General features: G+C 47.1%; 13 protein-coding genes and 2 pseudogenes. 7 read left to right on the forward strand and 8 right to left on the reverse strand.

Annotation, left to right across the window (positions count from 1 at the left end; all coding sequences use genetic code 11):
- Nucleotides 1-22: 22 nt before the first annotated feature.
- Nucleotides 23-1,780: an amidohydrolase family protein gene (locus tag FEF09_RS24085; protein WP_146307471.1), complete on the reverse strand. Its 1,758-nt coding sequence runs from the start codon at nt 1,778-1,780 to the stop codon at nt 23-25.
- An 84-nt stretch (nt 1,781-1,864) separates the two neighbouring features.
- Between FEF09_RS24085 and FEF09_RS24090 the strand changes: the two genes are divergently transcribed.
- Entirely contained in the window at nt 1,865-2,635 is a 771-nt protein-coding gene (locus FEF09_RS24090; RefSeq protein WP_186774496.1) for a patatin-like phospholipase family protein, read from the forward strand.
- A 131-nt stretch (nt 2,636-2,766) separates the two neighbouring features.
- Nucleotides 2,767-3,525: a basic secretory family protein gene (locus FEF09_RS24095; RefSeq protein ID WP_261387715.1), complete on the forward strand. Its 759-nt coding sequence runs from the start codon at nt 2,767-2,769 to the stop codon at nt 3,523-3,525.
- A 133-nt stretch (nt 3,526-3,658) separates the two neighbouring features.
- On the opposite strand, the gene FEF09_RS24100 is transcribed toward FEF09_RS24095, so the two are convergent.
- The gene (locus FEF09_RS24100; RefSeq protein WP_146307474.1) at nt 3,659-4,294 is read right to left on the reverse strand and encodes a hypothetical protein; all 636 of its coding nucleotides are present in this window, start codon (nt 4,292-4,294) and stop codon (nt 3,659-3,661) included.
- 55 nt (nt 4,295-4,349) lie between these two features.
- On the opposite strand from FEF09_RS24100, the gene FEF09_RS24105 reads away from it, so the two are divergent.
- Nucleotides 4,350-6,170 carry a glycoside hydrolase family 15 protein gene (locus FEF09_RS24105; RefSeq protein WP_146307475.1) on the forward strand — a complete coding sequence of 607 codons (1,821 nt, stop codon included), beginning with the start codon at nt 4,350-4,352 and terminating at the stop codon, nt 6,168-6,170.
- Between the two features lie 2 nt (nt 6,171-6,172).
- On the opposite strand, the gene FEF09_RS24110 is transcribed toward FEF09_RS24105, so the two are convergent.
- From FEF09_RS24110 to FEF09_RS31830, 5 genes and pseudogenes are all read right to left on the reverse strand, one after another.
- Nucleotides 6,173-7,702, reverse strand: coding sequence for a TolB family protein (locus FEF09_RS24110; protein WP_146307476.1), 1,530 nt, complete (start codon nt 7,700-7,702; stop codon nt 6,173-6,175).
- Between the two features lie 184 nt (nt 7,703-7,886).
- Nucleotides 7,887-8,276 (reverse strand): S1C family serine protease, encoded by a 390-nt coding sequence (locus FEF09_RS34970; protein ID WP_409994881.1) that lies wholly within the window; start codon nt 8,274-8,276, stop codon nt 7,887-7,889.
- A 24-nt stretch (nt 8,277-8,300) separates the two neighbouring features.
- Nucleotides 8,301-8,812: pseudogene (locus tag FEF09_RS34975) on the reverse strand (S1C family serine protease); the annotation flags it as partial.
- A 40-nt stretch (nt 8,813-8,852) separates the two neighbouring features.
- Nucleotides 8,853-9,719 carry a GlxA family transcriptional regulator gene (locus FEF09_RS24120; RefSeq protein ID WP_222597106.1) on the reverse strand — a complete coding sequence of 289 codons (867 nt, stop codon included), beginning with the start codon at nt 9,717-9,719 and terminating at the stop codon, nt 8,853-8,855.
- A 17-nt stretch (nt 9,720-9,736) separates the two neighbouring features.
- Nucleotides 9,737-10,057 (reverse strand): hypothetical protein, encoded by a 321-nt coding sequence (locus FEF09_RS31830; protein ID WP_222597107.1) that lies wholly within the window; start codon nt 10,055-10,057, stop codon nt 9,737-9,739.
- A gap of 45 nt (nt 10,058-10,102) precedes the next feature.
- Here FEF09_RS31830 and FEF09_RS31835 point away from each other — a divergent pair, with 45 nt between their 5' ends.
- Nucleotides 10,103-10,486 carry an alpha/beta fold hydrolase gene (locus FEF09_RS31835; RefSeq protein WP_222597108.1) on the forward strand — a complete coding sequence of 128 codons (384 nt, stop codon included), beginning with the start codon at nt 10,103-10,105 and terminating at the stop codon, nt 10,484-10,486.
- Nucleotides 10,486-11,004, forward strand: a complete 519-nt coding sequence (locus tag FEF09_RS31840; RefSeq protein ID WP_222597109.1) for an alpha/beta fold hydrolase — start codon at nt 10,486-10,488, stop codon at nt 11,002-11,004. The genes FEF09_RS31835 and FEF09_RS31840 overlap by 1 nt, the downstream gene beginning before the upstream one ends.
- Here FEF09_RS31840 and FEF09_RS24130 read toward each other — a convergent pair.
- Complete coding sequence (locus tag FEF09_RS24130) at nt 10,945-11,295, reverse strand: winged helix-turn-helix transcriptional regulator (RefSeq protein WP_146307478.1); 351 nt, start codon at nt 11,293-11,295, stop codon at nt 10,945-10,947. The genes FEF09_RS31840 and FEF09_RS24130 overlap by 60 nt on opposite strands.
- Before the next feature lie 82 nt (nt 11,296-11,377).
- On the opposite strand from FEF09_RS24130, the gene FEF09_RS24135 reads away from it, so the two are divergent.
- Together FEF09_RS24135 and FEF09_RS34980 are read left to right on the forward strand one after the other, a co-directional pair.
- The gene (locus FEF09_RS24135) at nt 11,378-11,851 is read left to right on the forward strand and encodes a Gfo/Idh/MocA family protein (RefSeq protein WP_146307480.1); all 474 of its coding nucleotides are present in this window, start codon (nt 11,378-11,380) and stop codon (nt 11,849-11,851) included.
- Between the two features lie 75 nt (nt 11,852-11,926).
- Nucleotides 11,927-12,229: pseudogene (locus FEF09_RS34980) on the forward strand (hypothetical protein); the annotation flags it as partial.
- Nucleotides 12,230-13,029 lie beyond the last annotated feature (800 nt).

Genomic DNA, 13,029 nt, shown 5'->3' on the forward strand with positions numbered 1-13,029 from the left:
ACCGCCGGGCAGGAGTGGGCGCTTATTTTTTTGAGGGAGATATAAACGACACGCGTGCTATTTTCCCATTTTCAATAGTATAAATGGCAATGGCTTCCAGTGGTTTATTTCCCATACCTGTTACGCTTTCCTGATCTATCACTGTATTTCCTGCCACCATTCTGTTCACCAGCTGACAGTGCAGGTTTTTAGCTTTCTCAAACAGTCCGCTATACCGTTGGCGCATCTGTTCTTTCCCTTTCATGATCACCTGTCCTGTTGCCTGATCTGTGATGATTACACTGTCACTATAGGGCGCCAGAAAGGCGTCAATATTTCTCGCATTATAAGCATTGAGTTGTTGCTGTGCGAGTATTTCAGGCGTAACCGGCAATAGTTTTCCGGCGTCAATGGTTTTACCCCTGTGTATTAAGGTCTCTATATGTGACAGCGCATCCAGATCCTGTAAGGGGTCTTTGGATAACAACAGGAGGTCTGCCATCTTTCCTTTTTCAACACTCCCATAGTCTTTGTCCTTTCCAAAACCTTTGGCGGCGTTGATGGTCGCTGCGCGGATAATCTCTATGTTGGTCAGTCCGGCGCTTTGCATGGCTTTCAATTCTGTAAAATAAGAAGAGGCATGTAGTGTACCTATATTCCCCGCATCGGTGCCCGTAACGATATTAATACCTGCATCCTGTGCCAGTTTCAGGTTTTTCAGCATGATCGTATCTTCTTCTGACGGCACGCGATGCAAGGCACGTAGTTGTCTGTAACTGAATTTAGCAATGCTGCTGTCAATATGTTGAAGATCAGTCAGTGTACCAAGCATAAACGGATCGCCATAAGCCAGATCGTGTGCAGGAAAATCAAACTGTTGCGTAAAAGCGCGTTTATAACCATGCATGACGGTTAATGTGGGAATGTATACGGTCTGGTGACTTTTGAGCAGCTGCAGCATTTCATTATCAAACAATTTATCGTCTACACTGTGTACGAGAATATCTGCTCCCGCACTGACTGCCAGTTTTGCTGTTTCATATTCGGTACCGTGTACGGCTACTTTCAGGCTGTGGGCATGACTTTCTTCTATAGCGGCACGTACGATATGCAGAGTGCTTTCTGCCGGTTGACCGGGTACTACGATGTACCAGATCTTAATAAAATCAGGTTTGTAAGGCAGTTGTTTTCTGACGAGTGCACGCGCTTCTTCCGGTGTGGTGACTTTCACAATAGGCGGATCATTTTTATCCAGATTGGGCGGCAGATAGGTGGATACCAGCGGACCAGTTACCCACGCATTGGTACTCAGGGAGTCTTTGGCTGCCTGTTCCCTGATCGTAAAGTTGCGTAGCGGGCCTCCTACATCTGCAACCGTGGTGATCCCACAGGCCAGATAACGGGCCATCAGATCGTTCAGGTGATCTTTAACCCATTGCTGGTCTTTTTCGTAGGGATAGACATGTCTCAGATCCAGCGCGTCTGGTCTGGTATATAATCCGCCGCTTTGGAAAAAGTGTATATGCGCATCTGTCATTCCCGGCATTATAAAACGTCCTGTGGCATCGATGGTGGTAGCGCCGGCAGGAATCTGCAGTTTTTTGGATGGCCCCGTCATCACGATCCGGTCATTCTCAATAATGATCGTCTGATCAGGCAGTGTTTTGTTGTGAATGACGTCTATGACGTTTGCATGCGTAATGCAGACAGTCTTTGTGGTGGCGCCCGGCACTGACTGAGCATATACCGGTAGGGTACAGGCGATTAGTGCGGTCTTCAGTAGCAGATAGCAGCGTTTCATGGGTTACGTTTGAAAGCGTTAAAGGTAGCAGATTTTAGTTTCTTTATATATATTAGCCGGATGAATCAGGAGTTGAAAATCCCTATGCGACGTCCGTTTGTACTTTCCGGTGGTGGCGCCCGCGGGTATGCCCACATCGGCGTATTAAAGGCATTTGAAGAGCACCACATCTTTCCCGAAGCTATTGCAGCCACCAGTGCCGGCTCTATTGCTGCCGCCTTTATATGCGACGGGTATAGTCCGGATGAAGTAAGAGAAATATTCCAGCATACGAAGATGGGATTGTCTATGCAATGGAGAAACCTGAAATCAGGTTTTCTGTCATTGAAGACGGTAGAGAAAGTGTTGAAACAAACCCTGCGTCACACCACTTTTGAATCTTTGCCGCTGCCTTTATATATCGCGGCTACGGACTATGGTACCGGCAGACAAACCATTTTTTCCAGGGGAGAAATGATTCCCGCGGTATTGGCGGCTTCTACTATTCCTATGCTGTTTCCGCCGGTGGTAATAGATGGTATACCGTATATCGATGGTGGTATTTCCAGTAATCTGCCTGTTGAACCACTGTTGGGCACTTATCATGATATTGTTGGTGTGCATGTCAATCCGATGACGCCTTATAATCCCGGCGGCAGCATTTCGGCGGCCATGGACCGTACCATGCATATGGCAATTCAGGAGCCGGTATTGAAGAACAGGCAATTGTGCAGCCTTTTTATAGAACCGGAGGAGCTTGGACAGTTTGGAATGTTTGATTTTAAGCGTTTCGACGCTATTTATCAGGCGGGATTGGAATACACCCGGAAACGGCTGGAAGAGGCAGCCGGATGGCCGGATGTACAGGTGGTGTAGTGTATTCAACTTGTCAAGTCAAAAACAGGCTGACGGCAGTGGGGGAGGTATGTACGAAAAAGAGACATCATGCGTTTATATGGGTAGATCGCGTTGTTCACTTGCCTCCTATTGTAAACCCACTCAGAAAAATGAGACACTCGCTTAAAAATTCCATGATTATCGGTACCCTTGGTATCTTTTTATTGTCTGCCTGTAGCAAATCTGATATCGTCACTCCCGAAGAAAAGGCCGTAAATGAAAACTCAGGGGCAACGGGCGAAGTAGCCGCGCTTGCAGTACCTGTTGGCACTGTTGTTTATACCAGCAATGGTTATAAACTGACCCTGACCAACAACGATCCAAATTTCAATGAAACAGTACGTCAGAAGATCGTAGACATCTTCTTTGGTACCTATCCGCAGCTGTTGACCCGCTTCAACCCCGGTGTCACCAAGTCAATTACCTATGTAATTGACCCTAACTACAGTGGAGTAGCCTATACTTCCGGTACAACTGTTACTTACAGTGCGGCATGGTTCCAGAGCAATCCACAGGATGTGGACGTAGCAACGCATGAGATCATGCATATCATTCAGGCGTATACCGGCGGTACACCCGGCTGGTTAACTGAGGGTATTGCGGATCTGGTACGTTACAGATACGGCGTGAATAACTCAGCAGCAGGATGGTCTTTGCCTGCATTTTCTTCCTCTCAGTCTTATACGAATTCTTACCGCGTTACCGCACGTTTCCTGGCATGGCTGGAAAATCACGTAAGCAGCACGATTGTAACCAATCTGAATACCGCTTTACGTAATCATACCTACACCGCCAATACCTGGGTAACGCTGACTGGTAAAACCGTTGATCAGCTCTGGGCTGACTATGCAGCTAACCCTGCATTGTAACGGGAAACGGTATCGCATCAATGTGTTGCCATTATTAGTAATTAATAACTATCACACCGGGAGGTGATGAACAGCGATCTTTTTTGCAACACATACCGATATCCCGGCTGCTGGACAGCCGGGATATTTTTTATCAGTCAAAGAAAGGTTCAGGTGCAGTTCTGTCTACACGGAATGCCTGATCAAGATAATACAGCACCGTTTCAGGTGCTTTGGCAGTTCTGACCAGTTCCCGCAGGGGTGTCACTATTCTTGGATATTCATCAATAAACTCCAGTCCTTCCACAAAAGGTAGTTCAAATGATTGCATCAGCAGGCGGAACCGTTCCAGTTCTGCACCCCAGTAACGGATGTATTTACTGGCGCTGATGCCCAGTTCTATCAGGATATCTTTGGTCTGAAACAGCATGCCGGCTTCCAGCATGCAATCCTGTGCCAGCTCCGGCTCATACTTCTCCAGCTCTTTCAGCACAAATTCTTTTTGTAACAGGGGAGTGGTCATGTTCTCTTCTTCATAAATGCCATATACACAACTCACCTTTGATGGCAGGGTCTCTGCCAGCGTAAGAAAAAGCGCCCATAAACGATCATTGTCAATATTGATTGTCGCCTGAAAACGATAAGGCAGGCGGGGATTTTCATTCATCTGCAGATTGTATCCTTCCATGATCTTCGCCTTTCGCCGCCGGATGAGAATTTCATCAATATCAGGACGGTGATCCAGTTCCGCGTCAGTTGGAATACGCACAGTAATGGGCAATTGTAACATGCAGTAAAGGTAAGGGATACCTTTGTTTTAGGCATGGTTCATGATAAATACCAGTATGAAGCATCAGGAACGGCCATATCAGCGTATTGAAAATTATGGTATCATCGGCAACCTTGAAACAGTCGCTCTGGTTTCCCTGACAGGGTCCATTGACTTCATGTGTTTTCCCCGCTTTGATGCCCCCAGTATTTTTGCTTCCCTGCTGGACTCCACAAAAGGAGGGTTCTTCTCAGTAGAACCACAGATGGGAGAGTACAATTCCAAACAATTGTACATACCCGGTACCGCCATTTTGCTGACCCGCTATTTTTCTGAATCAGGTATCGCCGAACTGACAGACTATATGCCCTTACAGGCAGCGGGCGACGAAACAGACAGCACCATCGTGCGTAAGATCAAGGCGATCCGTGGTGATATCACTTTTAAAGTGCATTGCGCCCCCCGTTTTGATTATGCCGCAGCAAAACATGAGGCCGAGCTGAAACAGAAAAAGAACGAAATCATATTTACTGCTATCAACGATGGGAATGTGCAGCTTCGGCTGATAGCGGATATTCCCCTTCAGCTGAAACGGAAAGATGGATATGCGGAGTTTACGCTGAAAGAATCAGAAACCGCTCATATCGTATTGCAGGCTGTCAAAAAAGACCATAAAGGGGCTTTTGCAGGCATTAACTACTATGCGCACGACACTTATCATGAAACGATTGCCAAGTGGCGGGAATGGGTCGGAAAATCGACTTATAAGGGGCACTATGGGGAACTGATACAGCGCTCCGCCATTACATTGAAACTCCTGACTTCTGCCAGATATGGCTCGGTAGTAGCCGCAGCTACTTTCGGTGTGCCGGAAACCCTCGGCGGCAGCCGTAACTGGGATTATCGTTTTACGTGGATCCGTGATGCGGCATTTACCATGTATGCTTTCCTGAAACTCGGTTTCTACGATGAGGCGACAAACTTCATGAACTGGATTTCCAGTCTTTGCACAGAAACAAAACTACAGCTGCTTTATAAAGTGGATGGGAGTAAAAGTGAGGCAGAACTGGAACTGAAATATCTCGATGGCTATAAAGGCGCCAGACCGGTGCGTGTGGGTAATGCAGCAGCCACACAGCTGCAGATCGATATCTACGGAGAACTGATCGACACTATCTATATCTACAACAAGTCTTATAAACCGATCACCTACGAGTTCTGGACCCTGATACAACAACAGGTGAACAGTGTGGTGGAAGGATGGAAATTGCCTGATCATGGTATCTGGGAAATCAGGAATGTAAAACGCGAATTCCTGCATACCCGGTTAATGTGCTGGGTCGCCATGGACAGAGCGATCAAGATTGCAGAACATCGTTCTTTCCCTTATCCGGAAATGGAATGGCAGGCTGTCCGGGATGAGATCTATAACGACATCTATCATAATTTCTGGAATGAGGAACTGGGTGCATGGGTACAGTATAAAGGTGCTAAGACCGTAGACGCCAGCGCATTGCTGATGCCATTGACACACTTTATCACACCCATGGAACCAAGATGGTTATCTACCATGAAAGTCATTGACCGCGACCTCCGGCTGGATGTACTGATCTATCGTTACCGCAATCACCTTGAACGGATCGATGGTCTTGACGGTGTAGAAGGTACCTTTAACATGTGTTCGTTCTGGTATATCGAAGCATTGGCCAAATGTGGTGAAATAGACCTCGCCGTAGAAAGTTTTGAGAAGATGATCGGTTACGCCAATCACCTCGGACTATTCAGCGAAGAACTGGGTATGAAAGGAGAACACCTCGGGAATTTTCCGCAGGCATTCACACACCTTGCCCTGATCAGTGCCGCAGTAGAAATCAACAAACAATTGAGCCGCCGCTAACACTACTTCTCCATAGGAAATACCGGAAACAACAGATTGGTATTGCTGATGAAAGCAATGCGTTTGCTGTCTGGTGACCACGAAGGGGTGTTAATCGTCCCCTGACCGCCATAGAGATATGCAATGACTTTCGCCGGACCGCCACTTGCGGGCATCAGTCGCAGATATACGTGTTTATAGAATGGATGGTCCGAGGCGTCTACTTCCTCTTTCAGGAAGGAGAGGAAAACGATCCATTTGCCATCCGGTGAGATATGTGGAAACCAGTTATGAAACTCATCATCCGTTACCTGCGTCTGCTGACTGCCATCAGGCGCCATACGCCAGATCTGCATCATCCCGTTGCGTACAGAGTTGAAATAAATATATTTTCCGTCGGGCGTATATTCCGGTCCATCGTCAAGCCCCGGTGCTGTAGTCAGCCGTACCTCTTCTCCTCCTTTTGCAGGTACCCGGTATATATCAAATTCATTATTCCGTTGTCCGGTAAATACAAGATATTTCCCATCCGGTGACCAGCCATGCATATAAGAAGGACCGACCTGATTGATACGGACAGGGTCTCCGCCTGTACGGGGAACGACATACCCCACGGAAGCGCCGTTTTCTCCTTCCCCGCTACTGATAGCAAGCAGCTTACCATCAAAAGACAATACGTGATCATTGTTATTTTGCTTCGCCACACCGGTATTGATCAGCGAAGGGGTATTTGTGCGCAGGTCAAACTGATACAGTTTACCTTCTTTGTTATAGATCAGTGATTGGCCGTCTTTATTCCAGTTCGGCGCCTGTATAGATCCCGGTGTCTGATAAACAATTACACTGTGTTGGGTGGCTATATCCATCAGCTCCAGCTGACTCCCGATATATTGTTTATAGGCTTTCAGATCAGCAGGAGCGGGTACCGTCAGGCGTACATTGCTGAATATCGCTTTTTCTGAAACATCGGCATTGTGTGAACAGACAAAAAGCCCTGCATAGACTTCTTCTCCCAGCTCCAGGTCATGGAGTGTTTCACTGATAAAAGGAACGCCGTTGCGGGCAACGGATAAGATGTAAGTATTGCCTTTTCTTTCCAGCTGGACGATGTCAGCACCATTTACACTAGTTTTGATTTCTTCTGTATTGGCACCTCTGGTCTTTCTGTACTGAAGAGACGTTAATCCGTCCCCATGTACGACGCCATTGACATGCTGAGCACTGGTATCCAGACTACTACGCACCATCAGGCCCCATTTCCGGTGTGCTTCCTGCCCTTTACCACTAAACTGTGCACGGGTACGCAAAATGAAATCCCCTTTCATCTTTTTCCACGCGAAGTGACATTCGTCGCTGCCAAACCACATATTCGTACCGGCGCCGGTAATAGTGTAATGTTGTGTCCGGGAATCGTATTGCAGATTGCCGGAATGTTTCACCTGACCGATGTCGGTATGGGCGTCAAAGATACCGGTGTTTTGTGCCGCAAGGGGAATGGAGAATAGGCTGAAAAGCAGGAGGGTCAATATTAGAATGTACAGTTGTTTACCCATAATGAACGAGTATAAGTGTGTGTCGTGGAATTTGAAATCTCTTCTAATTTACTGATGTTTCTGTAGGTATAGCACAGGGGCAGGGGGATTATCCACTATTAATTTGCATAGTGGGCTGTAAAAAACACAAGGGGGGAGTTATGTCTGATAACTCCCCCCTTGTGTTTTAAGGTAATGCTGTGGGTCAGTCACCTCTTTCAACAGGTGTAATACGTAGTTCCAGCAGGGTATTATCCCTTATCACGTTGATGTACTGGAATTGTCCGATTTTGTCGGAAGTAAGCATTTTGAAGAACTGGTCGGCCGTTTCCACAAGATGGTCGTTGAACTGGAAAATGATGTCACCATTCATGATACCGGCTTTGGCGGCAGGACTGTAACGTTCTACATTGGACACGAACAGGGCCTGTTTATTCCGGATCTGGTGAATACTGCGTAAGCGGGGTACGAGGTCTATCTGTTGCATGGCAACGCCGATATAGGCCCTTTTTACCTTTCCGAAACGGATCAGCTGATTGGCAATGGCTTTTGCCGTGTTGATACTGATTGCAAAACAGAGTCCCTGCGCCCCCATGATCACAGCTGTATTGACACCAATTACTTCGCCTTCGCTGTTGATGAGTGGTCCGCCGGAATTGCCGGGGTTCAACGCAGCATCTGTCTGTATCATAGCATCCATGGTCACCCCGCTCTGCCCCTGTAATGACCTGCCTACGGCACTGATCACACCGGTGGTAACGGTATGCTGAAAGCCCAGAGGGTTCCCGATGGCAATGGCCAGCTGACCTATCTTCAGGTCATCCGAATCTCCCAGTTTACCGTCGCAAACTCTCCTGCGTCAATCTTCAATATGGCCAGATCGGTGGCTACATCCTGTCCTGCAAGCGTAGCGGTGTATTCACGTCCGTCCTGTAACCGCACTTTTAATTTAGCGGCGCCATTGATAACGTGACTGTTGGTGAACAGGTAACCATCGGAAGAGAAAAGGAATCCCGATCCTGTTCCGGATATGGCGTCCTGATTACCACGACGTTCCAACCGTTCTATTTTGACAACTGCAGGACTGGCCTTCCCGACAGCGTCAATGATGAGTTGAGAATATGCATCCATAGTTTTAATAAAATCGATTCATAATGGCACATCAAATACCCTACCCCGGAAAAATCAGGGTCAGTATGGCAGCAAAGGGAGGGAATGATGCCGTAAAACCTGCCAGAAGGTTGGCCGGGTAAGCAGGAGGACGACGCAAAGTCAGGTTTACACTGTTAGGTGTGTAGTGCGCTTTTGAACCGTTTTCTGTATTCGGAGGGTGTTGCTTCCATGACCCGCAGGAAGACCTTGCGCATATTGTCTGCATTCCCAAAACCACTTTGTAAAGCAATTTCTGACTGGTCAGTTTCTTTTCTGTCAGACTTCTGCAGGCCAGTTCCACACGCAGTTTTTCAATATATCTTGCCGGCGTGATATGCAATTCCTGTACAAACAACCGCGCGAAGTTGCGGGGACTCATAGCCGCTTCCTGTGCCAGTCGCTCAACAGTGATGGCTTCATGGAGATGTGTTTGTAACCATGACAGTGCATTGTTGATGGGTGTATAATCGGTCGCCTGTGCGGCCAGCATGGTGCTGTACTGTGATTGATTTCCCGGGCGTTTCAGGAAAAGCACCATTTGTCTGGCGATATCCAGCGCAAATGTTCTGCCCATATCTTCTTCTGTCAATGCCAGTGCCAGATCCATACCGGTAGTGACGCCGGCGGAAGTATAGATATGTCCGTCTTTTACAAAAACCGGTGTGTGCTCCACCAGCACCTCCGGATATTTTTCTTTCATCTTTTGACAGAGCCGCCAATGTGTAGTGGCTCTTTTACCATTTAACACACCTGCCTGCGCCAGCATAAAAGAACCTGAACAAACAGACCCTATCCGCCGTACCAGATTGGCTTGTGTGGCTATCCACGGCAGTAGATTGTGATGTAAAGGCTGCTCATCATCCGCAGGAATACCGGAAAGGATCAATGTATCAATGGGGTAGTCTATCTCTTCAAAGTTGCTTCACATAATATGGGCAGGAAGGAAGATGTAACGACCTGTCTTGTTGTTTCGCCTGATATAGTGTGTACAATGTATTGTACATGATGCGCCATTTTAGTCTGTTCTGCTGCCGCTCTGCTGAAAACTTCCATAGGGCCGGCCATATCCATCAATGCAGAATTGGAAGGCACCAGTATGACGATATGTTTCTCTTCTTTGCTCATAGATCTGTAAGATAATGCCTGTCTGAGATTGGCAGGAATGAACGGTTTTTTGTCCTCCTGTCCGGATTGTCGCCGGACTAACTTTGCTGCATGAGACACATGATGATTCTAACAGCATTATTCACATTTTTATCCGTTGGCACAATGAAAGCACAAATGCCCGCAGCAAAATTTATTGAGATCGAAAGTACAAAGCTTTGTTATTATGAGCAAGGTGAGGGAGACGTTATCCTGTTATTACACGGCTGGCCACAGACCTCCTACGTATGGCGGAAAGTGATACCGCTGCTGGCTAAACATAACAGGGTCATTGCGGTAGATCTGCCCGGACTGGGCAACAGTAGTCCTGTATCGGCTTATGATACAAAATCAGTAGCAGCTCTGATCAGCCGTTTATCAGCCATGCATATCGGTAAGGTGCATCTGGTGTCTCATGATGTAGGTAGTTGGGTGGCGGTATCTTTTGCCCTGAATCATGAAGCACAGTTAAATACACTGACAGTAATTGATGCAGCAATCCCCGATTGATGTCAGAAGCCGTATTCAGACCCGAGAATGCACAGAAGATCTGGCAGTTCTATTTTCATGCTGTAGGAGATATTCCGGAGTTACTGGTAGCGGGAAAGGAACGTGCCTATTTATCGTGGTATTTCACTAATAAGTCTTTTATTAAAGCAGCTATCAATGAACAGGATCTGGATGAATATGTACGCGCTTATACAGGGACAGAGCGGCTGAAACATGGTTTTGCCTATTACAGGGCCTTCACGGCCAGTGCGCAGCATAACAAAGACGATCTGCATCGCCTGCAGATACCGGTGCTGGCTTTGGGCGGACAGCATGCGCTGGGTGAACAGATCGGTAATGCTTTGCAACAGCTGGCAGTACCTAAGGTGATTGTTATAAAGGATGCGGGGCACTACGTACCGGAAGAACAACCGGAGGAAACCGTGCGATATATCAGAGAAATGACAGATCGTTTTGCGTCAGATGCCAATGATCATCTTCCGATGGTGTTTACCCCATCTGATCATTTCATTGATTAATACACCATACTCTTTTGCGTATTCGGTAAACTCATATTCTACCAGCGTCGGTACATTCGGATCAACTGTACGGGTGATCAGCTTATTGTCTTCGAGCTCCCGCAGACTTCTCGAAAGCATTCTGGTGGTGATACCCGGTATACTCCGTTCAATTTCTTTGAAGTGTTTATTGCCATTACAGATGGAATGTATGATGGGTAATTTCCATTTGCCACCGATCACATAGATGGTGTCCTGTAATGCTTTAATGTCCTCTTCGGTTTGCTGTACTTTGATGCATTGATCTTTCATGGTATTGGTATCATCCGTGATACTGCTGACAAAGGTATAGTAAGTTGCAGATACCTTTGATGTCGAAAATTATGAATGTAAGATGAACGCAAATAAAACAAGAGTCGGTATTATCGGCGCAAGCGAAAAAAGAGGTTGGGCAGCCTGGGGCCATATCCCGGCTCTGAAGGTATTGCCTGATTATGAGACCAGTGCATTGTTTACCTCTAAAAAGGAGAATACGGAGGGCTTAAAAGCCACTTTTAATGTGCCGGTCGTCTATAACGAAATACAGGAGCTGGTACATAGTAAAGAGGTCGATATGGTGCTGGTGGCAGTAAAGGTGCCTTCTCACTTTGAACTGATCAAAGCTGCGGCGGAAGCAGGAAAGGATGTCTTTAGTGAATGGCCTTTGGGCCGGAATCTGCAGGAAGCGGAAGCCCTGACAGCCCTGATAAAGGAAAAGGGAGTAAAAGGGTTTGTTGGTCTTCAGTCCCGGTCGGTACCTGCCGTACGATTCATTAAAGACTACATTGCGCAGGGGCATATAGGAGAGTGTTGTCTACCACTATGGTAGGGGCTGGCATTCTCTATGGCGAGGTGTAGATCAGGCGAATACCTACATTGTGAATCCTGAACAGGCGCTGGTTTATTACCCGTGATCTTTTCCAATGCGGTAGATGCCCTGTGTTATGTACTGGGTGAATTCACGGGTCTTTCGGCTACGACAGCTATCAGAAGAACAAAGACGAAGGTAATAGAAACGGGAGAGGAAATCCCGGTTAATACCCCGGATCAGGTGGCGGTGACAGGTATGCTGGAAAGTGGCGCAGTAGCAAGTGTACATTTTAGGGGTGGGACTATACCGGGTACAAATTCCTGTGGGAGATCAACGGTACTAAAGGTGATATTCAGATTACGGCGCCCGGTGCCAGTCTGGCGGTTTTTGACCTGAGCGTTAAGCCAGTAAGGGGGAAAACGGTCCTCTGGAAGAATGACCATTCCTGCCGGGTATAACCTGATCCCGATGCCATGGGGCCTATTCCTACCAATTCCGGACAAAACTATCCTCTGATCCGTTCGGGTCAGGCCCCGACATTTCAGGATGCCCTGATCAGGCACAGGATGATCCATGCCATAGAGACCTCAGCACGGACAGGGAGAGACAATCGTATGATTTCAGCCGTTAGTCCGGAGGCTGGCTTATCAGATAGTTGTCAAAGTATTAAATATTATATTTAATGTTTTGCAGCAAGATTTTAAGAGTGTACTTTTGCGCCCTGAGCGATAAACCTACGCTCTTAATTTTTATCCCTATGCGCAAAAAATTGTTGTTTGCCTGCTTGTTCGTATGGCATCCCTGATTACTTATCTCAGAAAGACCGACTGTTGACCGCAGTCCGGCTTTGAGGAACCAGAAAATGGCGCAAGCCGTTGTTATTGATGAAAAATGCAATACGCTCTTCTTTCATTTCACTCCTAAAAAAGGTATTGATGTAACCGTTTATGACGCAAAGCACCATGCGAAGGCTGTTGTACAATCAGGTGAATCCTGGAAGCCAAAGGCGATGAATCCGCCCAGATGGAAGGTATGTATGAAATAAACGTTTCAGGCCGTAGTATTCTTACAACAGGTGGTTGAGAGACGTCCTTGTCTGTACCGTCTCTGCTTTACAGCAAAGTGGTAAACTGGTAGACGAAAGCTGGTTGCCAATCTTCCCAGAATGGGAATGGGCGCAGGGTATGCGATCGCAT

The sequence above is a fragment of the Chitinophaga pinensis genome (assembly GCF_007896845.1).
GTDB lineage: Bacteria > Bacteroidota > Bacteroidia > Chitinophagales > Chitinophagaceae > Chitinophaga > Chitinophaga pinensis_C.